Here is a 24633-nt window from a genome sequence, read left to right on the forward strand (position 1 = left end):
CATGAGCCAATCCTTCGTCAAAAAAATCCCGCAAGCAAAACGTCAAGACTGGCAAGCCATGTACGCAGAATGGGCCGAAGAAGCGCCAGAGGGCCCTTTAAAACGCTTCTATCAAGCCGGTATTATTGCGCCGCAACAGTTACTCAAAGACACACCTCTACTGGCGTTGGATTTGGAAACAACCGGGCTTAACCCGAGCACAGATGAAATCATCAGCTTGGGGCTGATCCCATTCGACCATAAAATCATTCGCTGCAAAGGCGCACGCTATTGGATGGCCAAACCCGAGCGCTCGCTTAACGCAGAATCGGTTACCATTCACGAAATCACTCACACCGAACTCGCCGAAGCGCCTAGGCTAGAGGCCATCCTAGACGAGATTTTGAGCGCACTAACGCACAAAGTAATCGTGGTGCATTGTGTCGCGATTGAACGTCAATTTTTACTGGAAGCGTCCCTTAAAATATACGGCTACCCGCTGTATTTTCCGGTACTCGACACCATGAACATCGAGAGGCAGGTCACGTTTAAGCCTTGGTGGCAACGCTTTGGCAAACGACCTTCGTTGCGCTTAGACGCGTGTCGTCAGCGTTATAAGTTGCCACGGTACAAAGCGCACCACGCGCTGACCGATGCGCTGTCTTCGGCAGAGTTGTTACAAGCACAAATTGCGTACCATATGGACCCAAACGCCGACATCGCCAGCTATTGGCTATAGCGGTATGCGTCTTATATTGGTATCGCATTCCTGTCCATGACGCGCAGAACTTGCGACGTAACGCCGAGACGCTACAAAACGTCTGGGCAACTTTCTCTTACGATTAATTCGGTTTCCAATATCACATTTTTGGCTTCTCGAAGCCCTAAAAAGACTTCTGCCGCCACACGGCCTTTTTCCGTGGTATGTTGATGAATGGTAGTGATCGATGGGTGAATATTGGCGCTTTGCGCAATGCCATCAAACCCCACCACATGCAGATCTTCAGGAACCTGTAAGCCCATGTGCAAAGCGGCTTGCACTGACGCAATCGCAATACAATCGCTCATACACAGTAACAGCTGTGGACGATTCGCCATACTCAAGGCTTCACGCGCGGCTTGATAGGCCAATACATGATTGTTTTCGGGAATGTTCCAGATATTTTCCGACGTTACCGTAAGGTTGCGTTCTGCTAATGCTTCAAAATACCCGTACAACCGCTGAATGGAAATGGACGCGGCGCGATCAAACAACTCCCCTTCTCGGACACGGCACACTCGGTCGGTTGCTAATAGGCTCAAACCTAAAATCGCCACAGACTCCGGGTTATGCTGTAACGCATGATGAGCAATTTTGTACGCACCGCTGTGGTTTTCGATGTTCACCGATGTGGTGCCAGGAATAAAACTGTCCACCGTGATGATGTTTTTATTGGGCATCAGCCAGGGAGCATTGATGCATTGTTGTGGTTTGTGGCCATATACAATAAAGCCATCCACCATAGACGATTGCATTCGGCTTTGAGCGTCTTGCTCAACCTCATCCGAAGACAACAGCAACATGTTGTATTCATGCGCCTCGAACACTTCGGCCATACCCGTTAAAAACTGGTTTGCCACCGGATCGGTTAAGCTATAACTTAAGTCATCGGACAACACAATCCCGACGATGCCGGTGCGGCCAGTACGCAGGCTCCGCGCCGCGGCGTTTGGGCCAAAATACCCCATTTTCTCACATTCAGTGAGAATGTTGTCACGTAAATTAGCCGACAGTTGATCGGGGCGATTAAACGCATTCGAAATCGTCGCTGTGGAAACATCCAATCGATTCGCCACATCTTTTAACGTCAGTTTTTTTATATTTTTTGTCATACTAACGACTCATAATCCAATTCGATTTAGTCTAAAACGAAACAAGCCGACTTACGTAAAACGCAAATCGGCTTAGAGTAGCAAAAGCACAATAAACGTTCTACTGCTTAGGACAGCTTAGGACAGCTTAGCAAAAAAACCTTGATACGCGGGCAATGTCACAGTATCGGCCTCTAAAGTGGACGCAAAACCATGTCCAACCAACGCTTCTTCTATGCCCTGAATAACTCGACCCTGCTGCTCAAGGTGGGTCATGTTCAACACCACTAACATGCTCTCCCCTTCGTACTCACGTACCAAGGCAATCAGTTGATCATTACCAACGTCCACCTGAGACAGCTCACCATTTACCAACGCCGGCTGCTGCTGACGCCAGTGAATAAGCTGACGCACTTTATGCAGCAGGGAATCAGGATCGGCTTCCTGCGCGGCCACACTCAAAGGCAAATGCGCTGGATCAACAGGCAACCACGGCTCTACGGTTGAAAATCCGCCCAGTGGTGAGGCATCCCACACCATCGGCGTACGACAGCCGTCGCGGCCTTTGAATACCGGCCAAAGCGGTATACCGTAAGGATCTTGAATGCGCTCAAAAGGCACATCCGCTTCTGGTAAACCCAGTTCTTCCCCTTGATACAAGCACACACTGCCACGCAACGATAAGATCAGCGCCATCGCAATCAATGGATACGCTTTAGCGTCTTCTTGTGCCCCCCAGCGAGTGCGCGAACGCACCACATCATGGTTCGACAATGCCCAACAAGGCCAACCGTCGCCCACAATGTTGTTCATGTCGGCTAACGTTTTACGGATGTATTCTGGGGAGTGTGGCGTGTTCAAGAAATCGAAGGTGTAGGCCATGTGCAACTTATCGCCGCCGGAGGTGTATTCCGCCATACGTTTTAATGGAAAGTCGTCGCCGATTTCGCCCACCATGGTGCTGCCTGGGTATTCGTCCATCATCACACGCAGGTCTTTCAAGAAGTCCAAGTTCTCAGGACGGCTCAAATCGTACACGTGACGCTGATAGGTGTACGGGTTGTCGTGGGGCGCACCCATGGTTTTGGGCTCACCAACCGGCACAGGAGGGTTGTCTTCTAGGCCTTCACTGTGGAAATAAAAGTTCACCGTATCCAAGCGGAAACCATCTACGCCAAGCTCTAGCCAAAAGCGCATGTTGTCCAAATGCGCTTGGCGGACTTCTGGATGATGGAAATTAAAATCCGGCTGAGACTCTAAGAAATTGTGCAAGTAATACTGCAAACGACGGCTGTCCCATTTCCAGGCGCTGCCCCCAAAAATCGACAACCAGTTGTTAGGCGGTGAGCCATCGGGCTTAGGATCTGACCACACATACCAATCCGCTTTTGGGTTGGTTTTATCTTGACGGCTTTCTTCAAACCAAGGGTGTACGTCCGCTGAATGGCTAATCACTTGATCAATCATCACTTTTAAGCCCAATTGATGGGAGCGATCGACCAAGGTTTTAAAATCCGCTAACGTGCCGAACATGGGGTCAATATCGCAATAATCCGACACATCGTAACCAAAATCTTTCATTGGCGACGTAAAAATAGGCGAGAGCCAAATCGCATCGACACCCAACGACGCCACATAATCGAGTTTACCGGTAATACCGGCTAAATCCCCCACACCATTGCCACTTGCATCCATAAAACTACGTGGGTAAATTTGATAAATAATCCCACCTTTCCACCAGTTCAAATTGGTTGTCATCGGACTCTCCAAAAAAATACATCAGGAGAGGTATCAACCTACTCTCCATCTAAAATGAGACAAGATCGCACAATACAGAAACAGATGACGGCTGGGATATAGCAGAGAATCGGCTTCTATAAGGATTAAGAAGAATCTCGATTATTAACAAACCCCTCTCATGCTTCAAGCAGAATTCGTCCTTAATATTGACTTAATTACCCCACCTCCTATCTTAGCAGTCACCACTCGTTATACTAAAAAACCACTGTGAAACAAAAAAAAGCGTGGATCTCCACGCTTTTTTTTCGTCAAAAATGTCAGGAAAATTCTGAATCCTGTGACTAAAAACGATTAAGTTGAGCCTCGGCTTCGGCCAAAGAAGGCAAAGAAGGGTACGCACCCAACTTGGTGACCGAGTCGGCACCGCAGGCCGCAGCAAAGCGCACGATATCCACCAACTGGACCGGTGATAAAGCGGCCAATGACACTCGGTCGCCACCCAATTCAGCCAATTTGTAGAGCAAACCACCGACAAACGCATCGCCTGCAGCGGTGGTGTCTTTTACCTCTACCTTTGGCGTCATAACCTGATGCTCGCCATGTTGTGCGGTGTAAAAACGAATGGGGTTGGCGCCATCAGTTAACACAAACAAGCGCACGCCCGCCGCTAAGCTGTCATTGATCAAAGCAAAAGGATCGGCCGCCATTACGGCAAGCTCTTCTAAGCTGGCTTTGACCACATCGCCACTTTGCATCCAATCAATCACGCGTTGCGTGTCTACCTGACCATTTGGCCACAAGTTCATCCGCAAATTCACATCGATGCTGACAATCCAGTTCGCCGCACGCGCCATGCTAACGCCTGCCAAAGTGGCTTTGGTGATCTCGGCGTCCGTCAAGGTATTCGAACAGGTATGAAAAACCCCTTGGCCGTCGGCGAACCAAGAGGCGTCAAAATCGCTTTCACGAAACAGGATGTCTGCAGAAGGACTGCGATAAAATTCGAAGCTACGCTCACCGGTTTGATCCAAGCTGACAAACGCCAAGGCCGTTTTCGCCTCTTTAGTCATCAGCATGTTGGTGGTGTTCACGCCGTAGTCGTCCAGAGAGGTTTTCAAGAAATGACCAAACGCATCGTCGCCAACTTGTCCTACAAAATGACTATTCCCACCCAAACGGGCCACCGCCACCGCGACATTGGCCGGTGCGCCACCAGGAAACTTGGTAAACGATTCCAGCTCGCCGGCTTTCGTCGCGCCATTAGAAAGAAAATCGATTAAGGCTTCGCCAAACGCCATTACTTTTGTTGTCATTGTTTTACTCTCTTGTGATACGTAGGCTGTTGCTACGACGGTATAAATACGATTAGACTAAAAATTATGCAGGGCATGGCCGATTAAATCAATTTAATTTATTTAACGCTTTGGGCTTTTTAAGCGCAACATAGGTTACATAAGGGCATCGTGGGCAATTGGTTCACTGTCCGTTTCTTGTTAGACTCGAAAGTCATGCAACCACAATGACAATAATAAGACACCACACACTGAGCCACCAATGACCCACGCTAAAACCATCTATGTAGTAGACGATGACGACGAGATTCGCACCTTACTCAAAGTCTACTTAGAAAAACATCAGTTTACGGTATTCACCGCCGAGTCGGGCGAAGCCTTCTTGGCGAACTTTAAAGCAGAGCAACACATTGATTTGGTGATTTTAGACATCATGCTGCCAGGGCAAGATGGTTTTGCAGTATGCCGTTCTTTGCGGACTCAATCGCAAGTGCCAGTGATTATGCTGACCGCTAACTCAGACGAGATGGACCGTATTATTGGGTTAGAAATTGGGGCCGATGACTATTTGGCCAAACCCTTTAATCCGCGTGAATTGCTGGCTCGGATAAAAGCCATTTTACGGCGCATGGACCACACCGACGTGGTAGACATCACGCCACCGGTGACCAATCGATTCTATCGGTTTGCCCAATTTACACTCGACACGCTCTCGCGGGAGTTGCATTTTAACGACGAAAAAGAAGCCTTATCTGGCGCCGATTACAGCTTATTAATGCTTTTTCTCGCGCACCCGGGCGCCGTATTAACCCGTGAACACATCGCTGAAAACACCCGCGGACGAGACAGCGCGCCCTTGGATCGTTTTATTGATGTGCATGTCAGTCGATTGCGCCAACGTTTAGGCGAAGACGCCAGACAACCGCAATTAATCAAAACCGTGCGCGGCAAAGGGTATATTTTAACCGCCAACGTCGATGTGATTAACCATGCCTAATAGCTCGCCCATGGGTCTGCACTCACGTCTTAAGCGCTGGTCTCAGTCATTGACGGGGCAAATCTTAATCATCATGGCACTGGGCGTGGCCAGTGCGCAGTTCATCAGTTCGTCTATTTGGTTACGTCAGCTCGAATCCGATACCGAAAAAAACGTCCTTGAAGTGTCTAAACACATGGCGTTTCGTATCGCCGCGACGGTCAGTTATTTCAAATCCCTGCCAACCAATTACCGTCATATTGTGATCGATCAACTGCAGGACATGGGCGGCACACGATTTTTTGTGACGTTGAACAAAGAAGAAATTCACATTAATACCATTCCAGATTCGCCACTTAAAGACATTGTTAAAAACGAAGTGCGATCTACGCTGATTAAACAACTGGGCATTCTTAATGCCAAAATCGATTTCTCCAGCCCAGACGACTTGCACGTCATCAATAATCAAACCCGACTGGTCGATCTGCCAGAACGCTGGGGCCATCACAGTTTATTAGTCAAACCGCTCACACCGCCGATCATCGTGATTCAAATCCCCATCAATGAGAAAGACTGGCTGTATTTAGCCAGCTTAATGCCTGACCCGTATTTTTTAGACGGCACCTCGGCGCTCAGTGGTGAACGCTTGTTTTCTATGGCGATGTCAGTCGTCACTGTACTGTTATTGAGTATTTTTATCCTCAGGCGCATGACTCGACCACTGGCGACCTTGGCCCGCGCTGCTGAGCGCTTTGGGCAAGGCGACTGGCAACCCATAAAAGAAGTCGGCAGCATAGAGGTACGCAATACCGCCAAAGCCTTTAACGACATGCAGCGACGTATTCAGCGCTATTTGAATGATCGCGAACGATTGTTTGCGTCCATCTCGCACGATTTAAAAACCCCCATAACACGCTTGCGCTTGCGGGCTGAAATGCTCGACGAAGATGACACCCGTGATGCCATGATTCGAGATTTAGAAGATTTAGACATGTTGGTAAAAGGCGCTCTTCAAAGCGTCAAAGAAACCGATATTCACGAAAATCGCATCGAAGTGAACATTTCTCGCATGCTCAAAGACATGCAATCCACCGCCAACCTACATGACATCACGCTTACTGTTGTCGGCGAATTAGCGCACCCTTTTATTGGTAAACCCCTAGCCATTAAACGCTGCCTTGGCAACCTCGTCGACAACGCCTTGTACTATGGAAAAACGGCAACGGTTTACATAGAAGACGACGAAGATGACCTCTGCATTCGTATTTGTGACCAAGGCCCGGGGATACCCGTCGACAAAATGGACAAGGTCTTTCAACCCTACACACGCTTGACACCCGATCACTCCGGTCATCCTGGCGGCATGGGGTTAGGGCTGAGCATTGCCCGTAATATTGCTCGAGCCCATGGTGGTGAAGTAACGTTAAGCAACCATGCCGTAAAAGGGCTGGAAGCCAAATTATGGCTACCAAGACATTGAAACACCCTGTTTTTATAGGCTTTTTGTGCAAGAAAAGTGTAAGCGTCGCTGTTACAAAATCGTCACCTTGCAAGACTTTGTTACAATAGGTTGCTCTTCTTTACCCTCTTTCATCTCATCCTTTGTTAGATTCTATTCATCGAACGTTAATCGATGAAAAATCGTCGAACCATAACGTCGATATACAAAACGCGGTATCAAAACACACGCTGTTTTTGATCAGACGACATAACAATAACAAAGGTTACTATCATGAAAAAAATTGCTTTCGGTTTAACAACAGTCGCTCTTTCCTTAGCCGCCGCAACCGCTCAGGCTGGGGAAGTAGAAGTGCTACATTACTGGACATCCGGCGGTGAAGCGGCTTCTATCAATGTCTTAAAAGATTTGATGGTCGAAGACGGTCACACTTGGAAAGATTTTGCCGTGGCAGGTGGTGGCGGTGAATCGGCCATGACGGTTCTGAAATCTCGCGCCATTGCTGGCAACCCTCCTTCTGCGGCTCAAATCAAAGGCCCAACCATTCAAGAATGGGGCGAGCTTGGCTTCCTAACAAATCTTGATGATGTGGCTAAAGCAGGCGAATGGGATGTGATTCTTCCTGGTGTTGTTAGTGAAGTTATGAAATATGATGGTCGCTACGTAGCGGCACCGGTCAACGTTCACCGTGTAAACTGGTTGTGGGCGAACCCAGAAGTCTTCCGTAAATCCGGCGCTTCTATCCCGACCACATGGGATCAGTTTATTACCGAAGCGAAAAAAATCAAAGCCGCGGGTTTCACACCTTTGGCTCATGGTGGCCAAGCATGGCAAGACGCGACACTGTTCGAAGCCATTGCTTTGTCTAAAGGCGCCCCCTTCTACAACAGTGCTTTCCTAGGTTTATCTGATAAAACACTGCGTAGCCAAGACATGATTGACGTATTTGATACCTTCAAACAAATGCGTGAATTCGTTGACCCAGGTTTCTCTGGTCGCGATTGGAACATCGCAACGTCAATGGTCATTAATGGTGATGCCGCGATGCAGATCATGGGCGATTGGGCGAAAGGCGAGTTTACCGCGGCGGGTAAAAAAGCCGGTGTGGATTACGTTTGTTACCCAGCGCCAGGTACCAGCGGTGCATTCACATTCAACATTGACTCTCTTGCCATGTTTAAAGTGGACGGCAAAGACAAACAAGCGGCGCAAAAAGACTTGGCTCGTTTGATCCTTGAACCTAAGTTCCAAGAAACGTTCAACTTGAACAAAGGCTCTATTCCAGCGCGTTTGAACATGCCTCGCGACCAGTTTGACTCTTGTGCTCATTCTTCTATGGATGCGTTCCTAGCCAGCTCAACAACCGGTCAATTAGTACCCAGTATGGCGCACGGCATGGCCGTGAACTCTATGGTTCAAGGCGCTATTTATGACGTGGTAACGAACTTCTTCAACGATGAATCAATGACATCAAAAGAAGCGGTAGACAAGCTAGCACGTGCGGTAAAAGCAAGCATGTAAAACGGACTCTGCAAACGGTGTTTGCAGTCAACGTACGAGGTTGGCCGTCGGGCCAGCCTCCTCTTAATATTTCCTAGAGGATGTGACAAAAATAACGAAAAGCACGGTGTCGTGTTCTTTATTGTCGTTATTTCTGCCACCTCCTCTTCAATAGTGAAGCCTCTATTATGAACACGAAAGCCGCTCATTCTGGGTCAGGACCGACTCAGTCAGGACGCCCTGCGCGCCTAAGCTTGGCCGATTGGATGCCAAAAATCGTGATGGCGCCCACCGTTATCATGACCGTGGTGTGTATTTATGGCTACATGATCTGGACCGCTGTCTTGTCGTTTACCGGTTCACGCATGTTGCCGTCGTACAATTTTGTCGGCCTTGATCAATACGAACGTCTCTTTAATAACGACCGCTGGATGGTGGCGCTGGGCAACTTAGGCGTATTTGGTGGTTTGTTTATTCTGATTTGCTTGTTTCTTGGTGTGACCTTGGCGATCTTTTTAGATCAAAAAATTCGTGCCGAAGGCGCCATTCGTACCATTTATCTTTATCCCATGGCGATCTCTTTCATCGTCACAGGTACCGCTTGGAAATGGTTGCTTAACCCAACCAACGGTCTGGAAAAAATGATGATCGATTTCGGCTTTGAGGACTTCAAATTCGACTGGTTAATCAACCCCGACATGGTGGTGTACTGTTTGGTTATTGCCGCGGTATGGCAGGCGTCTGGCTTTGTGATGGCGTTGTTCTTGGCGGGTCTTCGCGGTGTGGATGGTGATTTAATCAAAGCCGCTCACCTCGATGGCGCGAGTACGTTTACGACGTACCGCCGCGTGATTTTACCGTCGTTGAAACCGGTCTTTTTTAGTGCCTTGGTGATTTTGTCGCACATTGCGATTAAGAGCTTCGACTTGGTGGCCGCGCTCACCAACGGGGGGCCGGGGTACTCGTCTGACTTACCCGCCAACTTCATGTACGCACACACCTTTACCCGTAGCCAAATCGGCCTAGGCTCCGCGTCTGCGATGGTTATGTTGGGATGCGTGTTGGCGATCTTGATCCCTTATTTGTACTCAGAACTGCGAGGTGAACGCCATGAGTAATCACACGGTACGCCGTAAAACCTCTGGGCTGGACAAAGCCTTACGTGTCGCTTTATACACGGTGCTGTTAGTCGTTGCCGCGTTTTACTTGATGCCTTTTATCGTTATGTTGCTGACCTCGTTGAAAGACGTTGAAGAAATTCGCTCTGGCACCTTGCTGTCTTTGCCCGCGGTATTGAATTTCGATTCTTGGTCTAAGGCTTGGTCAAGCGCCTGTACCGGCAGCAGCTGCGACGGCATTTCGCCTTTCTTTATGAACTCGTTCCAAATTGTGTTGCCTGCGGTGGCGATCTCGACCCTGCTTGGTGCGATCAATGGTTACGTGATTTCTTTATGGAAGTTTCGCGGTAGCGATGTGTTTTTTGCAGCGCTGTTAGTTGGTTGCTTCATTCCTTTCCAAGTCATCTTGTTGCCCATGGCACGTACGTTGGGTTGGTTAGGCATTGCGAATACCACAACCGGCTTGGTGTTTGTTCACGTGGTGTATGGGGTGGCGTTTACGACTTTGTTCTTCCGTAACTTTTACCAGTCTATTCCGGGCGAATTAGTCAAAGCGGCCCGTCTTGATGGAGCCGGTTTCTTCACTATTTTCTATCGTATTATTTTACCCGTATCGACACCGATCATCGTGGTAACCGTGATTTGGCAGTTTACGCAAATCTGGAACGACTTTCTTTTCGGCGTGGCGTTTTCTGGCTTTGATACTCAGCCGGTCACCGTTGCTTTGAACAACTTAGTTAACACCAGCTTTGGCGGTAAAGAGTACAACGTAGACATGGCCGCGGCCATTATTGCCGCTTTACCAACCCTTGCTGTGTATGTGTTTGCCGGTAAATATTTCGTCCGCGGCTTAACCGCGGGTGCGGTCAAAGGCTAGGCCTTTTCACACAAACCAACACAATACGAACAAGCACAACGCGTGGGCCTTTATACGACACCGCCCACGCCATTTGACCTTATTTGGAGTACTAACATGGCTAACCTTGTCATCGATAATGTGAAAAAAAGCTACGGCAACACAGAAATTTTAAAAGGCATTAATATTTCCATCAAAGCGGGTGAATTCCTGATTTTGGTAGGGCCGTCCGGTTGTGGTAAATCCACGTTGATGAACTCCATTGCCGGCCTTGAAGAAGTGACCGAAGGCCGTATTCTCATCGCCGATAACGACGTAACCCACACCAGCCCAAAAGATCGTGACATCGCAATGGTGTTCCAGTCTTATGCTTTGTACCCAAACATGACCGTTGAGCAGAACATCTCTTTTGGTTTGGAGATGCGCAAAGTCCCTAAAGCTGAACGTGATGTAGAAGTACAGCGCGTGGCAGAGATGCTGCAAATTAACCATTTATTAAACCGTAAACCCGCGCAATTATCAGGTGGACAGCGCCAACGTGTCGCCATGGGGCGTGCTTTAGCTCGTCGTCCTCAGCTTTATTTGTTCGATGAGCCATTGTCTAACTTAGACGCAAAACTGCGCGTAGAAATGCGTACCGAGATCAAAAAATTGCACCAAAAACTCGGCACAACCATCGTGTATGTCACCCACGATCAAATCGAAGCCATGACACTCGCCGACCGTATCGCGGTGATGAAAGATGGCGAAGTACAACAGCTTGGCTCACCACAAGAAATTTATGACAATCCGGCTAACTTGTTTGTCGCAGGGTTTATGGGCTCACCAGCGATGAACTTTATTCCGACGCACGTCATCGAAAAAGACGGTGTCCCCATGTTGGAATTAGCCACCAGCACGACCGTTGCCTTGCCATTTCCCAAACCCGATGCACTCAAAGGCTATGTTGGTAAAACCGTGCTGTTGGGGTTACGCCCCGAAATGATCACAGAACCGCAGCCGCACAAAGAAGGCCAGCCATTTGTCACAGTGACCGACGTGGAAGTGGAAGTCACGGAGCCCATGGGCGCCGACACCATGATTTTAACCCGTGTTAACGACGCCGAAATCAACTGCCGCTCTAACCCTATGTACCCAGCGAAAGCGGGCGCCATTATTAAAATGATGTTTGATACTTCCAAAGCGGTTGTATTCGACCAAGCGTCAGGCAAACGCCTCGATCTCTAACCGGTTTCATTGGTAATCGTTTCGCTGTGTTCAGCGCGCCTGTGTCAGAGATGATGTCTCTTTCACAGGTTTTTTTTGTTTAAAACACACGCAGAAAAATATAGTGTGTAAAACGTGTACTCCTTATCGCTACCATCACATCCAAACGCCACATCGAGACCTCACTATGAATCAAGCCAAAGGGCACCTCAAACAAAACCCGATTCACTACGCCTGTCGTGTCACCGCGCTGGGCTGGATGATCATGGCGACGACCGACAAAGGCGTTTGCTGTGTGCAATTCGGTGACGACGAAATCGCCCTTGTGTCGCTCTTAAGCCTTGAGTTCCCAGACACTGAGCTTAGGCTTGGAAGCCATCAAGCCTCACCAAGGCTGAACGACTGGATAAACGCACTAAACGACCACATTTCTCTCGGATCTCCTCGTCCCGATATCCCACTCGACGTTGGCGGCACCGAATTTCAAGCCATCGTTTGGCAGTGTTTATTGAACATACCTGAAGGCAACACGTGCAGTTACGGTGAACTGGCCGCACAAATTGATCGCCCTAACGCGGTGCGTGCTGTCGGCACGGCCTGCGGTAAAAACCGCATCGCGGTGCTCATTCCTTGTCATCGAGTACGGCGCCATGATGGTCACCTCGGAGGCTATCGTTGGGGACTGGAACGCAAACACGCACTGCTTGATAACGAAGCAAAAGCGGCTACCCACAAGGCTCCCTACAAGAGGGAAACAACCTGATATTGCACAAATGGTCAAAATTACGCCATTGTCTCTCGAACTTGTCACAAATATGAGATACATTTCAAACAGCGCCATTAAGATAAGCCACAGCATAGTGGCATGTGGTTACCCTCTCTCTAAACATTAGTGCTGACTAATATCATGTAAGGAACAAAGTCATGAAATTATCCACTCGCTTTATCACTCACTTTGCCGTCACCGGGGTCGCGCTGTCTATTACCGCCTGCTCTGTGATGGGACCGCAACAACCAGATTGGCAAGCTGACAAAGAATATCGTGTCACTATTTTGCACACTAACGACCATCACGGACGTTTTTGGCAAAACAGCAATGGCGAATACGGCATGGCCGCGCGTAAAACCCTCATCGATAACATTCGTGAAGAAGTCGCATTAGAAAACGGCAACTCTCTCCTGCTGTCCGGTGGTGACATTAACACCGGCGTTCCAGAATCCGATTTACAAGACGCTGAACCCGATTTTCGTGGCATGAACATGCTGAAATACGATGCCATGGCACTGGGTAATCATGAGTTTGACAACCCTTTATCGGTCTTGAAGAAACAAAAAGAATGGGCGGGCTTTCCTTTCCTTTCCGCGAATATTTTAGACGCAAAAACCGGCAAGCCTTTGTTTGAAGCCTACACCATTTTCCAAGTGGATGACCTAAAAGTCGCTGTTGTGGGTTTCACCACGGACGACACGGCAAAACTGGGTAACCCCGAGTTCCTGGAAGGCATTCGCATTGAATCGCCCATCACGGTTGCTAAAACGCTGATCCCTGAGTTGCGCAAAAAAGCCGATTTGGTGATCGCTGTGACGCACATGGGCCATTATAAAGACGGCAACCACGGTGGTAATGCACCGGGTGACGTTGCTTTAGCTCGTGCGGTTCCTGGTATTGATGTGGTCGTCGGCGGTCACTCACAAAACCCATTGTTTGAACCGGATGAACAGAATGGCACCTTGATTCTTCAAGCGCACGAATGGGGTAAATACGTGGGTCGCTTAGACTTTGTCTATAAAAATGGCGCCATTGTGGAGTCTGAATACCGTCTTATTCCCGTTAACTTGAAGAAAAAAGTCACCAATGCAGAAGGGAAATCTGAGCGTGTCTTCCTTGAAGCAGAAATTGCCCAAGACCCTATGATGTTGGACATGTTGACGCCTTTCCAAGAAAAAGGCCAAACGGAGCTAAACGTAGAAATTGGCTTCTCCAATGCAGATTTTGTGGGCGACCGCAGCGTTGTTCGTCATCAAGAAACCAATCTGGGCAACCTTATTGCTTTGGCAATGAAACAAAAAGTGAACGCTGACATTGGCGTGATGAACTCTGGTGGTATTCGTGACAACCTAGAACAAGGCATTGTTACCTATAAGAGCGTATTAAAAGTACAGCCCTTCGCCAACATGGTGTCTTATGTAGACTTCACAGCGGACGAACTAAGCGATTACCTGTCTGTGGCGGCCGCAAAACAAGCCGGTACCGGCGCTTTTGCGCAGTTTAGTGGCGTGTCTCTGACACTGATGGGTGACAAAGCCACTAACATCATGGTCAACGGCAAGGCATTGAACGCGGGGCAAACGTACCGTATCGCGATGAATAACTACACCGCTTCCGGTGGTGATGGTTACCCTAAAATTGTCGATCATCCAAACTACGTAAACTCAGGTTACGTGGATGCCGATGTGCTTGTTGAATACATTCAAAACCACTCCCCTCTTGAAGGCGCAAACTTTGCTCCAACGGGTGCTGTAACGCGTTAATATCATCAAAAAGGCTCAATAAGAGCTCATAAAAAAGCTCAAAAAAAGCGCGAATAGACAGGCTCTATTCGCGCTTTTTTCTTTTTCGTTTCCTGTTCCTATCACACTGAGCTGGACACATTATTTTGTATAGGTCAGCGTCCATGTCAACGGTGTCGGTAGCTTTTCGGACTCTAACATGGCAGTGTAGCGCAATTCATTCTCACCCAGACGCTGCCAAGTATTGGTACGTTTGCCGCGCTCGGATTCTAAAATAACCACCACGGAGTCCGACGTTTGCTGATAAGTAGCAAAAATTGCCACGCCCTCTTCGTCTGTTTTCAGCAGTACCTTTTGTGCATCCAATGAAATGACATCCGCCTCAAGGCGATCACATTGCCACCGGAACGGCGACGTTGGTCTACTTAATTGCCACTGAGTACAAATCTGTGTTTGTTTTTTGAGTGCAGGACGCGCTAACGCACGAATAAAGAAATTCATCTCTTGTGCGACATTTTCAACCGCCTGATCAAGGGTCGCTTGTGCTCCCTCTGCATCTTGCAGCTGCCATGTGCCCGTGACATCGGGTTCATTCGCCTGCACAGTGGTTACCTGAACGCTCGCGGCAAACATCGCGCTGACTAGGCTTATTTTTATCAATTGACTCACGGTGTGTCTCCTTATTTTTATTGTTGGAAACATAGTCGCAGAGTTGGGGCGCTTTGTGAGGCGCAAAAACACCCACAATGACTGACATTTAACGCCAAAAAAATCCAGCCGAAGCTGGATTAGGATATTCGTGTCTCAACACAAAACGCTTAACTGGCTAACGCAACACGCTGCGCTTCCAAGATCTCGGCAATGCCTTTGCGCGCTACGGCCAACATGCCCGCCATGTCTTCATCGCTGAACGCTTCACCTTCGGCGGTGCCCTGAATCTCAATGAAACCGCCCTTGTCGTTCATAATGACGTTCATGTCTGTTTCGGCATTCGAGTCTTCTGGGTAATCCAAATCCAATACCGGCACGCCTTTGTAAACACCAACAGAAATCGCCGCGATGTGCGACACAATGGGGTTCGTTTTGATTTTTTTGCTTTCCACCAGCTTGTTCATCGCATCCGCTAACGCCACAAACCCACCGGTGATCGACGCGGTGCGTGTGCCACCGTCGGCCTGAATCACGTCGCAGTCAATGGTAATGGTGTTTTCACCCAGCTTTTTTAAATCCACCGCGGCACGCAAAGAGCGACCGATCAAACGCTGAATTTCAACGGTGCGGCCACCTTGCTTACCACGAGCCGCCTCTCGATCCATACGACTACCGGTAGAGCGTGGCAACATGCCGTATTCTGCTGTGATCCAACCTTGACCTTTGCCTTTCAAAAAACGTGGCACACCTGAAACAACGGTCGCCGTACAAATAACCTTGGTATCGCCACACTCAATAAGAACGGACCCTTCCGCGTGTTTGGTAAAATTACGAGTGATTTTAAGGGGACGTAACTGATCTACTGCTCTTCCGCTTGGGCGCATACTTGTTCTCTCTATTATTGAACCGATATAAAGCCGCAATTATAACGAACCCACATAAAATTGCGCGCCTTCCCAGCGAAACTCTTGACGATGCGCTACAATATGCCCCTTATTTTAGATCAATCTTCTCTTTATTTTTATTCAGGTATTTAACATGACAGCAAGCATGACCGCTTTTTCACGTCAAGAAGCCGTATTTGACTGGGGCACCATCAGCTGGGAAATCCGTTCCGTAAACCAGCGCTACCTTGAGCCAAGCTTTCGCCTGCCTGAAAACTTTCGTGAGCTGGAATTCACCTTCCGCGACGTACTGCGCAAAAAGCTCAACCGCGGCAAACTCGAATGCCAGCTGCGCTTCCAAACGGTCGACAAAGCCGCCACCAGCCTAAACATCAACCCAGACAACGCCCAAGCCCTAGCCCACGCCATCGACTCGCTCGGTGTTTGGTTCAAAGACCTAGACCCAGCCAACCCGATCGACATTCTAAAATGGCCTGGCATCTTGAGCGAAGAAGGCACCGACTTCGACATGATGAAAAAAGCCGTCGTCGAGCTATTTAACCAAGGCGTTGAAGAGCTGATTCAAGTTCGTCTGCGCGAAGGCGCCGAGCTCAAAAACATCATCGAACAGCGCCTCGACGCCATCGATGCTATCGTCGTAGAAGTGCAAGCCAACTTGCCCAACATCATCGCCGCGCAAAAACAAAACCTACTCGACAAACTCGCCGCCGCCAAAGTCGACCTCGACCCCATGCGCGTCGAAGCGGAAATCGTCATGCTGGCACAAAAAGCCGACGTGGCCGAAGAACTGGATCGCCTCGCCACCCACACCAAAGAAGTCCGCCGTCAAATGCAACAAAAAGGCCCCATCGGCCGTCGTTTAGACTTCCTCATGCAAGAACTCAACCGCGAAGCCAACACCCTATCGTCTAAATCCATCGTCGTTGAAACCACACAAAGTGCCGTGGAGCTGAAGGTTTTGATTGAGCAAATGAGAGAACAGATCCAGAACATCGAATAGTTTTTTTACCCGTCCAAGAATGTATTAGAAGCCCTGTATTTCCTGGTGAAGAGCCTTGTAAATACAGGGCTTTTTTATTTTCTCCGTCCAAATCGGTTTGCAGATGTCCGTTACCAACTACCTGTTTAGTGGTGGGCAGAATGGTGGGCAGTCCCTGTTATTTTGACTCAACAAGCAAAAAGTCAAGGTATCTGGTGAGCAGATTTTTGCCTCTATCTCACCACCGCCTTATGCCATCCCCACTTATCGTGCTGCTTGCAGATTGTTCAATCACTCAACTATCGAACCAATCGATAAACAAACAGTGGTGGGCAATGGTGAGCAAATTTTAACGATTTCTTAGGAATATAGAGTAACAAACGATGGCAAAACTAACCGCAACTCAGGTGCAATCTTATGCTCGCACCGCAGCAGCAAACAAAAAATACAGTGATGGTAATGGCCTATATTTTTGCGTAAGAAAATCTGGCATGCCGTATTGGATGCTAAGGTATACCAGCCTAAACGGACGACGAGAAGCCACGCTCGGTCAATATCCAAGTATGACCTTAGCAGAGGCTCGACTAGAATCGTCTAAAATGCAGCTACAACTTCAGCAAGGTGAAGATCCATTAGCAATTCGCGCTATTGAAACCATCCCAGAGATCCAAAATGTCAGCCAGCTGTTTCAAGACTGGTATGCCAAAGACTTAAGTCGCCGGTTAAAGCACCCCAATATACCCAAACGTGTTTTTACCAAAGAGATTGCACCAGTGATTGGTCAACTTCCTATCCAAGCTGTGCGCCCCACACATGTGCGCGAAGTATTAGAGCGTATTCGAGAAAGTAACAAGCCCCCATTTGCTCACTTACCGTGGGCACCTGGGACAATGGGACAGCAATTGATTTAGCAAGCTTTAGAAGGTGAATAAGAGGAATTTTAGCCGCCCCAAGAAATGGGGCAATTGGGGCTTTGATTGACAAAAATAGGTCACTAAACATAATCTTCAAGCCAATATGGCCGACGCCTCTGCATTTCTGTACGCGTCGGTTCTCATTTCGCCTTGTCACTATCCAGCCATTGCTTTTCCTAGTGATCGCTCGCTTACAAAATACCACACCCAGCTTTAAGCTAAATCAACCAACCCAATTACTTACTTTGATCCGCTGATGCAATCCCCCATAGGCGTCATTTGCTAATCCATGAGTTTCAACAGCCGGCACACACTTCCCCATGCCTTTACCCCCATACACCAAAACCACTGTCCGTTTGGCTTTTGGATCGAAACGCCAAACAGGGAAATTAGACCATTTACTGTTTGGCGTCTCGATTTTTTGCACTAGCCAAATGCCGCCAAACAGAGCCACATTGGACGATATATTTCAAACAGTTAGCCGCGCACAGGTCATCATAATAAACCGATTTGACTGGTTAGTTTGATGGCCATTTCTTTCATCTATCTCACCACCGAGTCTGCATCCGACCACTGAAAATAGACGGTATGAAAAACCAACAAGGTGATAAGTGACGTGTTATGGGCAAGTGACAACGATTGGGATAGAAAATGGATACAGCAGGTGGTCGGTTTATTGGTGGGGCATGGCGCGTTTACCCTCTACCCAGCACTAAGCCAGTGCGATAATGCGGCCGAACGCTTAACCCGCTGGTTGATCTACCAGTTACCGCGCGTTAAACAAGCGCACCCAGGCTGCCCGATTCACCAATGGCTAAATAGCATTGGCTTACAAGTGATCGTAGAAAAATGGCAAAGCCCCGAGCAATGGCCAAACCTGTATTGGCTACCTTTACCTGAGGTTGATGGCCACGCGCAAGGCGGGTTGGTTTTGTTACCAGCACATTTGTTACCGGCATATGTGGATGGCACGATTCAAACCAACACAGTGCAAGCAAATACACCGGCCAACGCCTGTATCTTTTGGTGCGTTACACCTTTATCTAAAACAGGAAAGCGCGCTACCTTGCACCCCAAACAGCAAAACCGCGCCTTTTGCCTGCCCAGCTCGCCGGAGCAAATGGGCAAATCGTGCACGGGGTTGTTACTGAGTGGCTTAAGAAAAGAAAGCCAAAAACGAAACGGCAAAGTGGTCAGCCACCAAATCAACCTAGCGCTGCTGCACCACCTTTGTGGGCCGGAGAATGATGTCTGGATTACTCAAGAGCTTATGGCTTAACGTTGAAAATAATCGCTAATCTTGTCACGGAATAAAGAACCAAACTTTTTATGATCACCACTCTCAAAACAAACTCGTCCAGCCACGATACAAGGTGATATTTGGAGCTCTTTTGCTAGCTCCCTGACTTCTTCAGCGCTCGATAAACTGCTTCTGCACCAAATACTCTGTGGTATCAACGCCTCTCTAGCCATATCATCGGCCTGTTTCTCAATGTCATCAACGCCCTGAGCATCTAAATCATCTAAGTACCAGTTTTCATTACCATCTAAGTGTAATACGGTATGTGCCATTTCATGCATTAGTGAAAACCAAAAGCTATCGAGACGATTGTGCCTTAACGTCAGCGCTATAATCGGGTTGCCATCAATGCCCATGCACACAGCACCATCCAAATACGTTTTGGGTAGATGAGGCTCAATGATTACATGAATGCCTGACTTATTTAGAAACTCAATCGCGAGTAAAGGGCCTGACTCAAGCCAAGATAGCTTGGAAATGTTCTGCATCCATTCCAAATTCACAGTACCAACGCGATATTGACAGGGTAATTTTTGTTCAGCGGCCTTCTGCAATACTCGAATTTGCCACGCCCACAGAGCATAAGGATCTGTTTCCTTATCATTGGTACGAAGGTGAGAAGACGCTCTCAACAAGGCAGGTTGAAGATTAAAGCCTGATTTTACGGAACCGATAAAATCAGACAAGGCCTCAGCCGCATATTTCTTTAACTCTTGTAATGAACCATTGAAGCTATCAAAGTAGCCACGCTTTCGCATTTCAGCTATCGGGAAAGCTTGCCAATCTACTTCTCTTTGAATTGCGTGCTTTTGCTCTGGCAATTGAATCAAAACATCAGCTGATATACCCAACCCACTGCTTAGCTTTCGGATCATGTTCAAGCTAAGGCTACGTGTTCCATTCAATATCTCGGAAACTTTTGGAGCGGACCCAATAAAAGGAATAAGGTCTCGATTTTTTAAACCTTGTTGCTCCATTCTAAATTTTATCGCTTCCATTGGATCAGGCTTACTAATTGGAAAATGATCTTCTTCGTACTTTTCAATTAATAATGCCAATACATCCATCTCATCAGATTCGGCTGAACCTGGCTGCGGATCCAAGTCCATTAATGACATTAATCGAATCAATGCTGACTCATGATCGTGTGCTGATTTGATTAATTTAATGTGACTCATCTTCCCCTCCTAAAAGCGTTGCTTATCATACTGAGCATGAGTACCAACCCACTCAATAACAGCAATGCCATTTTGATACCTGACTTTTACAACTAGTCTGTAATGGTTACCTTTGATATTAAATATAACTCTATTTCCGTCTAGAAAATCTATACTTTACAATCACACCATTGCCGCTTCGTACACTTTTTCAACCTCGGTAAACTTAGTGACGCTCTCTAGGCGAGTTAAGGTGGTGAGTTTCATCGAGTTTTTCATTGGGCGATGTGGCACGTTGGTCACTGGCGTTTGCAGTGACAGTGGTTTGCCTAACTCAAATAAATAATACAAATCAGCAGAACCTGACTTCTTACCCGCTTGATCTTCGGTAATGGCGTAGCGTGGTAACACGGTGACTCGTTTAACCGGCCAAAGTTTGTCAATTTGCTTGGTTGAACTTTGAGTGTCTGAGGTAGACGCCAACGCTAAATAGCGAATTTCCTCGGCAATATGCTGCTTAAATTTCTGCAAAAACGTGCTTTGCGGCAGGTGATACCGCTGCGCTGTGCCTTGCTCAAATTGTTCAAAGTAGCCATTATCACGGCCGCGTTGCCCACCTAATGCCACCGTCATCTTGACTAGCCCACTGCCAACTTCGCGGCTTGTTGCCACATAAAGTGGGGCATAGGCTCTTTTAACTGCCAAGTAATACTCATCGGCTGTGACCCCGTATGCGATACATACTCCACTTCACCATAATTAACAAAACCCATAGTGCGGCCGTATTCATCTTTGCTTTGTTCACGCACAAATAAAAACAGTCGCTTGCCCATTTTTTGATGCTGGATGTATTCCAAGCCACGCCCCTTATCGGGTCGTGCACTATTTTGCGACTGCCAATGAAAGAGGTGTTCGTTAATAGCGTAATCGTGATACATGGTGGTTGGCGAAAATTGCTTTTCGTTTTTGTCCAAGGTGACAAACATCAGTTCAATATTTTGATCTTTCAGCACAAACACACCTTCGCGTGCTGGAGGTTGGCGCTCAAAAGTGGTCGCTCCAAATGCCACCAATATTTGCTCACGCGCATAACGTGCATGCAGCCTCAATGAAACCTCTGGCAAAGCCTGCATTGTTGGTTGCTCATGCTTGGTTTGTGCGAGTTGCCAATTCGCAACATCCAGTAACTCTGCTTTTAACTCGCAAGCATTCAGTTTCGCTAAGCTCTGTTCAATGGAATCAAAACCGCACTCTGGCCCTGTTTTTTGCCAAAAATCGTAATGGCACATCAAGGCATAACGATGGTCAGCATCTTCAATAACAAAGTTACTTTGGCAAAGCTGTTTTAAGAAACTCAAATAGGCATGATCATCACAGGTCAAAATTCGGTTATGAATGGCCTTTCTAAGCATTTTCAACAGTTCTTCTTCAACTGATTTTTCGTTGATTTCATCTTTAGCTTGCTGAACCAGCTGCGACCAACTCCCTCGCTTATAAAGCTCATTCAAGTCGATGTAAGGATTTAAAGATAAGAAATTCGACAATGTTAACGGCAGTGTGGAATGCTGAGGATATTGGCGGATCATCGCGACTATGCGCTTCAACGTTAATGAAGCTTGACGAATATTGCTTAGTACCATTTCTTGCATGCGCTTGCTTAACTCAATGCGACAACCGAGTGGCGCATGAGGGAAGCCTTGCTTGATTTCATCACTGATCGCGCGATGACTTTTACCGACGAAGGCTCTAAATTTATTGGCAAAGTCGTATTCAGGACGTGAATTACCAACAAAATCCAGCACGGTACAACATTCTTTGCCTTCGGCTAAGCGCAAACCACGGCCAAGCTGTTGCAAGAAAATAGTTAAGCTTTCTGTCGGCCGTAAAAACAGCAAGGTATCCACTTCCGGAATATCAACACCTTCGTTGAAAATATCGACCACGCAAAGCACGTTAATGCTGCCAGAACGAATCGCTTGCTGCTTTTGTTGTCGCTCGTGGCTGTTATCACTGGTCAACACATCCGCTTTAACGCCTTTTAATAAGAGTTGCTCTGTCATGTACAGTGCATGTTCTTTGCTCACACAAAAGGCCAAAGCTTTCATTTTGCTAATATCGGTGATGATCTCCTGCATACTCAGCAAAATCTTATTGAAACGAACTTGGTTGTGGGTGTAAAGATGGGTCAGCTGAGCGATATCGTATCGCCCACGACTCCACGGGATAGTTCGAAGGTCAGTTTCATCATCAACACCAAAATACTGAAATGGGCAAAGGTGGCGACGGTTAATGGCTTCCGGTAAACGAATTTCAGCGGCAATCACACCACCAAAATCCGCTAAAATATCACCGCCATCATGGCGCTCTGGCGTGGCAGTCAGGCCGAGTAATATAGCAGGGGAAAAATGCTCCAGCACTGCGCGATAACTAGTCGCAGCAATATGATGCACCTCATCAATCACAATGTAGTCATAATAGTCAGCCGTTAGGTTAAGCTGTTCCAGCTGATTGTTCAGGGTTTGGATAGAAACAAACAGCTGCCGATAATGCTCTGGCGCATGCCCGCCAACCCACAACTCACCAAAAGCACTATTACGCAATACGCCACGATATGCCGCTCTGGCTTGTTTTAATATTTCTTCTCGGTGCGCGACAAAAAGGAACTTAGCTTGCGGTTTTTCTTTGATAAAACGGGCAAAGTCAAAAGCTGAAATCAGGGTTTTTCCGGTACCCGTTGCCGCCACCACTAAATTGCGAAATCGTTGGTGAACACTACGCTCTACAGCCAATTGCTCCAATATGTCACTCTGATGCGGAAACGGCGAAATATCAAAGAAATGCGTGGGACTAGCCTCAAAATCTCCGCGCTGCTGGTTCAAGGCTTTTTTGAGCTTTTCGCTACTTGTTACATCGCCACTAAAGTGTTCAAAATCATTAGAAGCCCAATAGGTTTCAAAGGTGCTCAATGATTTATTGATAATGTGTGGGATTTCTTGCGAAGTAATTTTTAAATTCCATTCTAAGCCATTGGTTAACGCCGAATGGGAAAGATTGGAAGAGCCGATATAACCCGTGTGATAACCCGTGTTGCGTAAAAATAGATAGCTCTTTGCATGTAAACGCTCCCGCTCAGTGTTATAACTCAGCTTCACCTCGGTATTCGGTAGGCCAGCCAAATATTCCACCGCTTTCGCGTCAGTCGCCCCCATATATGAGGTAGTAATGATTTTTAGCTCGCGACCGCTAGCAGTAAATTCCTCTAACTCTTTGCGAAAAATTCGGATCCCTGCCCACTTAATAAATGACACTAACCAGTAGATTTTATCAGCTGACAAGATCTCCCGCTTTAATTCAGATTCGAGCGACAACCCTGCATTACTGCCACAAAACAGCTCGCTTTGACTTAACCCTGTTAGTGGAAAAATGTCGTTAATGTAATTTTTTAAATCGGCTGAGACGGGATTTTCGAGCTCATAGAGCGCAGTTAGAATTTTACCTTGACTGGCAAGCAAGTTGTCTTCGATAAAAACATCATCCTGAATTTGTGTTTTTAACCACAATAACAATTGGTTGGACAAAGTAATTTGCTGTTGCAGCCGATCATCACCCGCAGGCACAGCATCAATCGCATACTCAAGAATGTGTGAGAGGAAGCGAGATAACCATGTTGATGCTTCACTGCTATTGAGCTCACGTTCGCCGACATAGAATCGCTCTCGGTCAAGACGACTATCGACAAGTTGAGTTATAAGCTGCTCATAAATTCCGACTTGTTGCATGGTATTCCTTTTATTCTAATGGCTGGATCAATAACAACATCGATTGATATCGCAGTTTTACCGCCAGTCCATTTTGTGATTTTGTCATTTCAACCAAGTTGTACTTACCCAATGTTTTTAATGTTCTCGACACATTACTGACCGCTCGGCAAGTCAACATGGCCAGCTCAGTTACCGACTGCGGCTGTTGCTCGGCAATTACTTTTAACAACTGCTGGTTTTCTTTCGACAGCACATTGGCCACCGATTTCAGCGAATCGAACCAGATATCAACGGGGTAATCGAGGTCGGGCGTTTGCCCTTTAACGCCAATTACACAGCGCGATTGTCTTGCATTTTTCATTGTTTTACTCGAATCATTTACTCACCAGGTTCCCAGCAAGTAAATAAAAGCGCTTGGCCAATAAAAAAAGACTGTATGCGTATACAGAATCCACTCATGTTATCAACTACTGATAAT

The 24633-nt window shown here is 47.5% G+C and carries 23 protein-coding genes; 12 read left to right on the plus strand and 11 right to left on the minus strand.

From position 1 onward, the window contains the following. The first annotated feature begins 1 nt into the window (after position 1). On the plus strand, positions 2–718 hold the full coding sequence (locus tag FXV75_RS15560; RefSeq protein WP_148834853.1) for a 3'-5' exonuclease: 717 nt from the start codon (positions 2–4) through the stop codon (positions 716–718). A gap of 71 nt (positions 719–789) precedes the next feature. Here the strand turns inward: FXV75_RS15560 and FXV75_RS15565 are convergent, their stop codons facing one another. From FXV75_RS15565 to FXV75_RS15575, 3 genes are all read right to left on the minus strand, one after another. Continuing rightward, positions 790–1851 (minus strand): LacI family DNA-binding transcriptional regulator, encoded by a 1062-nt coding sequence (locus tag FXV75_RS15565; RefSeq protein WP_148834855.1) that lies wholly within the window; start codon positions 1849–1851, stop codon positions 790–792. A 117-nt stretch (positions 1852–1968) separates the two neighbouring features. Next, positions 1969–3588, minus strand: coding sequence for an alpha-glucosidase (locus FXV75_RS15570; RefSeq protein ID WP_148834857.1), 1620 nt, complete (start codon positions 3586–3588; stop codon positions 1969–1971). Between the two features lie 323 nt (positions 3589–3911). Continuing rightward, positions 3912–4883 carry a carbohydrate kinase family protein gene (locus tag FXV75_RS15575; RefSeq protein ID WP_148834859.1) on the minus strand — a complete coding sequence of 324 codons (972 nt, stop codon included), beginning with the start codon at positions 4881–4883 and terminating at the stop codon, positions 3912–3914. A gap of 241 nt (positions 4884–5124) precedes the next feature. Here FXV75_RS15575 and FXV75_RS15580 point away from each other — a divergent pair, with 241 nt between their 5' ends. From FXV75_RS15580 to ushA, 8 genes are all read left to right on the plus strand, one after another. Beyond that, a complete protein-coding gene (locus FXV75_RS15580) occupies positions 5125–5859 on the plus strand; it encodes a response regulator (protein ID WP_148834861.1) in 735 nt (244 codons plus the stop codon). After that, positions 5852–7318: an ATP-binding protein gene (locus FXV75_RS15585; protein ID WP_148834863.1), complete on the plus strand. Its 1467-nt coding sequence runs from the start codon at positions 5852–5854 to the stop codon at positions 7316–7318. Before FXV75_RS15580 ends, FXV75_RS15585 begins: the two co-directional genes overlap by 8 nt. Before the next feature lie 252 nt (positions 7319–7570). Further along, a complete protein-coding gene (locus tag FXV75_RS15590) occupies positions 7571–8818 on the plus strand; it encodes an ABC transporter substrate-binding protein (protein ID WP_148834865.1) in 1248 nt (415 codons plus the stop codon). Positions 8819–8985: 167 nt separating this feature from the next. Then, a complete protein-coding gene (locus tag FXV75_RS15595; RefSeq protein WP_148834867.1) occupies positions 8986–9915 on the plus strand; it encodes a carbohydrate ABC transporter permease in 930 nt (309 codons plus the stop codon). Next, positions 9908–10792, plus strand: coding sequence for a carbohydrate ABC transporter permease (locus tag FXV75_RS15600; protein WP_148834869.1), 885 nt, complete (start codon positions 9908–9910; stop codon positions 10790–10792). Before FXV75_RS15595 ends, FXV75_RS15600 begins: the two co-directional genes overlap by 8 nt. Before the next feature lie 96 nt (positions 10793–10888). Continuing rightward, complete coding sequence (locus FXV75_RS15605) at positions 10889–11998, plus strand: ABC transporter ATP-binding protein (protein ID WP_148834871.1); 1110 nt, start codon at positions 10889–10891, stop codon at positions 11996–11998. A 166-nt stretch (positions 11999–12164) separates the two neighbouring features. Beyond that, positions 12165–12740 (plus strand): methylated-DNA--[protein]-cysteine S-methyltransferase, encoded by a 576-nt coding sequence (locus tag FXV75_RS15610; protein ID WP_148834872.1) that lies wholly within the window; start codon positions 12165–12167, stop codon positions 12738–12740. A 161-nt stretch (positions 12741–12901) separates the two neighbouring features. After that, entirely contained in the window at positions 12902–14509 is a 1608-nt protein-coding gene (gene ushA, locus FXV75_RS15615; RefSeq protein WP_148834874.1) for a bifunctional UDP-sugar hydrolase/5'-nucleotidase UshA, read from the plus strand. Positions 14510–14629: 120 nt separating this feature from the next. Here the strand turns inward: ushA and FXV75_RS15620 are convergent, their stop codons facing one another. Further along, entirely contained in the window at positions 14630–15157 is a 528-nt protein-coding gene (locus FXV75_RS15620) for a hypothetical protein (RefSeq protein ID WP_148834876.1), read from the minus strand. Between the two features lie 149 nt (positions 15158–15306). After that, entirely contained in the window at positions 15307–16023 is a 717-nt protein-coding gene (rph, locus tag FXV75_RS15625) for a ribonuclease PH (RefSeq protein WP_148834879.1), read from the minus strand. Positions 16024–16177: 154 nt separating this feature from the next. Between rph and FXV75_RS15630 the strand changes: the two genes are divergently transcribed. Both FXV75_RS15630 and FXV75_RS15640 read left to right on the plus strand, forming a co-directional pair. Next, the gene (locus FXV75_RS15630; protein ID WP_148834881.1) at positions 16178–17044 is read left to right on the plus strand and encodes a YicC/YloC family endoribonuclease; all 867 of its coding nucleotides are present in this window, start codon (positions 16178–16180) and stop codon (positions 17042–17044) included. A 362-nt stretch (positions 17045–17406) separates the two neighbouring features. Continuing rightward, positions 17407–17934 (plus strand): Arm DNA-binding domain-containing protein, encoded by a 528-nt coding sequence (locus FXV75_RS15640; protein ID WP_262368578.1) that lies wholly within the window; start codon positions 17407–17409, stop codon positions 17932–17934. A 226-nt stretch (positions 17935–18160) separates the two neighbouring features. Here FXV75_RS15640 and FXV75_RS16385 read toward each other — a convergent pair whose 3' ends face one another. Beyond that, positions 18161–18364, minus strand: coding sequence for a hypothetical protein (locus tag FXV75_RS16385; RefSeq protein ID WP_187424907.1), 204 nt, complete (start codon positions 18362–18364; stop codon positions 18161–18163). A 189-nt stretch (positions 18365–18553) separates the two neighbouring features. On the opposite strand from FXV75_RS16385, the gene FXV75_RS15650 reads away from it, so the two are divergent. Further along, on the plus strand, positions 18554–19216 hold the full coding sequence (locus tag FXV75_RS15650; protein WP_148834887.1) for a hypothetical protein: 663 nt from the start codon (positions 18554–18556) through the stop codon (positions 19214–19216). Here the strand turns inward: FXV75_RS15650 and FXV75_RS15655 are convergent. From FXV75_RS15655 to FXV75_RS15675, 5 genes are read right to left on the minus strand one after another with little or no spacing between them, the layout of a single operon-like run. After that, positions 19213–20415 carry an ImmA/IrrE family metallo-endopeptidase gene (locus FXV75_RS15655; protein ID WP_148834889.1) on the minus strand — a complete coding sequence of 401 codons (1203 nt, stop codon included), beginning with the start codon at positions 20413–20415 and terminating at the stop codon, positions 19213–19215. The two genes, FXV75_RS15650 and FXV75_RS15655, sit on opposite strands and share 4 nt — an antisense overlap. Positions 20416–20424: 9 nt before the next feature. Then, entirely contained in the window at positions 20425–20568 is a 144-nt protein-coding gene (locus FXV75_RS15660) for a type II toxin-antitoxin system HigB family toxin (RefSeq protein ID WP_262368617.1), read from the minus strand. A 9-nt stretch (positions 20569–20577) separates the two neighbouring features. Next, positions 20578–21099, minus strand: coding sequence for a hypothetical protein (locus FXV75_RS15665; RefSeq protein ID WP_222863177.1), 522 nt, complete (start codon positions 21097–21099; stop codon positions 20578–20580). Continuing rightward, entirely contained in the window at positions 21033–24173 is a 3141-nt protein-coding gene (locus FXV75_RS15670; RefSeq protein WP_148834891.1) for a DUF3427 domain-containing protein, read from the minus strand. The genes FXV75_RS15665 and FXV75_RS15670 overlap by 67 nt, the downstream gene beginning before the upstream one ends. Before the next feature lie 10 nt (positions 24174–24183). Then, complete coding sequence (locus tag FXV75_RS15675; RefSeq protein WP_148834893.1) at positions 24184–24516, minus strand: MarR family transcriptional regulator; 333 nt, start codon at positions 24514–24516, stop codon at positions 24184–24186. Positions 24517–24633: the final 117 nt, after the last annotated feature.

This window comes from Marinomonas sp. IMCC 4694, assembly GCF_008122525.1.
GTDB lineage: Bacteria > Pseudomonadota > Gammaproteobacteria > Pseudomonadales > Marinomonadaceae > Marinomonas.

Bases quoted from the DNA above. Each gene is read 5' to 3' on its own strand.
- FXV75_RS15605 (WP_148834871.1), top strand. From the start codon at position 10,889: ATGGCTAACCTTGTCATCGATAATGTGAAAAAAAGCTACGGCAACACA.
- FXV75_RS15630 (WP_148834881.1), top strand. From the start codon at position 16,178: ATGACAGCAAGCATGACCGCTTTTTCACGTCAAGAAGCCGTATTTGAC.
- FXV75_RS15575 (WP_148834859.1), bottom strand. From the start codon at position 4,883: ATGACAACAAAAGTAATGGCGTTTGGCGAAGCCTTAATCGATTTTCTT.
- rph (WP_148834879.1), bottom strand. From the start codon at position 16,023: ATGCGCCCAAGCGGAAGAGCAGTAGATCAGTTACGTCCCCTTAAAATC.
- FXV75_RS15590 (WP_148834865.1), top strand. From the start codon at position 7,571: ATGAAAAAAATTGCTTTCGGTTTAACAACAGTCGCTCTTTCCTTAGCC.
- ushA (WP_148834874.1), top strand. From the start codon at position 12,902: ATGAAATTATCCACTCGCTTTATCACTCACTTTGCCGTCACCGGGGTC.
- FXV75_RS15640 (WP_262368578.1), top strand. From the start codon at position 17,407: ATGGCAAAACTAACCGCAACTCAGGTGCAATCTTATGCTCGCACCGCA.
- FXV75_RS15655 (WP_148834889.1), bottom strand. From the start codon at position 20,415: ATGAGTCACATTAAATTAATCAAATCAGCACACGATCATGAGTCAGCA.
- FXV75_RS15670 (WP_148834891.1), bottom strand. From the start codon at position 24,173: ATGCAACAAGTCGGAATTTATGAGCAGCTTATAACTCAACTTGTCGAT.
- FXV75_RS15565 (WP_148834855.1), bottom strand. From the start codon at position 1,851: ATGACAAAAAATATAAAAAAACTGACGTTAAAAGATGTGGCGAATCGA.
- FXV75_RS15570 (WP_148834857.1), bottom strand. From the start codon at position 3,588: ATGACAACCAATTTGAACTGGTGGAAAGGTGGGATTATTTATCAAATT.
- FXV75_RS15595 (WP_148834867.1), top strand. From the start codon at position 8,986: ATGAACACGAAAGCCGCTCATTCTGGGTCAGGACCGACTCAGTCAGGA.
- FXV75_RS15675 (WP_148834893.1), bottom strand. From the start codon at position 24,516: ATGAAAAATGCAAGACAATCGCGCTGTGTAATTGGCGTTAAAGGGCAA.
- FXV75_RS15585 (WP_148834863.1), top strand. From the start codon at position 5,852: ATGCCTAATAGCTCGCCCATGGGTCTGCACTCACGTCTTAAGCGCTGG.
- FXV75_RS15580 (WP_148834861.1), top strand. From the start codon at position 5,125: ATGACCCACGCTAAAACCATCTATGTAGTAGACGATGACGACGAGATT.
- FXV75_RS15560 (WP_148834853.1), top strand. From the start codon at position 2: ATGAGCCAATCCTTCGTCAAAAAAATCCCGCAAGCAAAACGTCAAGAC.
- FXV75_RS15610 (WP_148834872.1), top strand. From the start codon at position 12,165: ATGAATCAAGCCAAAGGGCACCTCAAACAAAACCCGATTCACTACGCC.
- FXV75_RS15600 (WP_148834869.1), top strand. From the start codon at position 9,908: ATGAGTAATCACACGGTACGCCGTAAAACCTCTGGGCTGGACAAAGCC.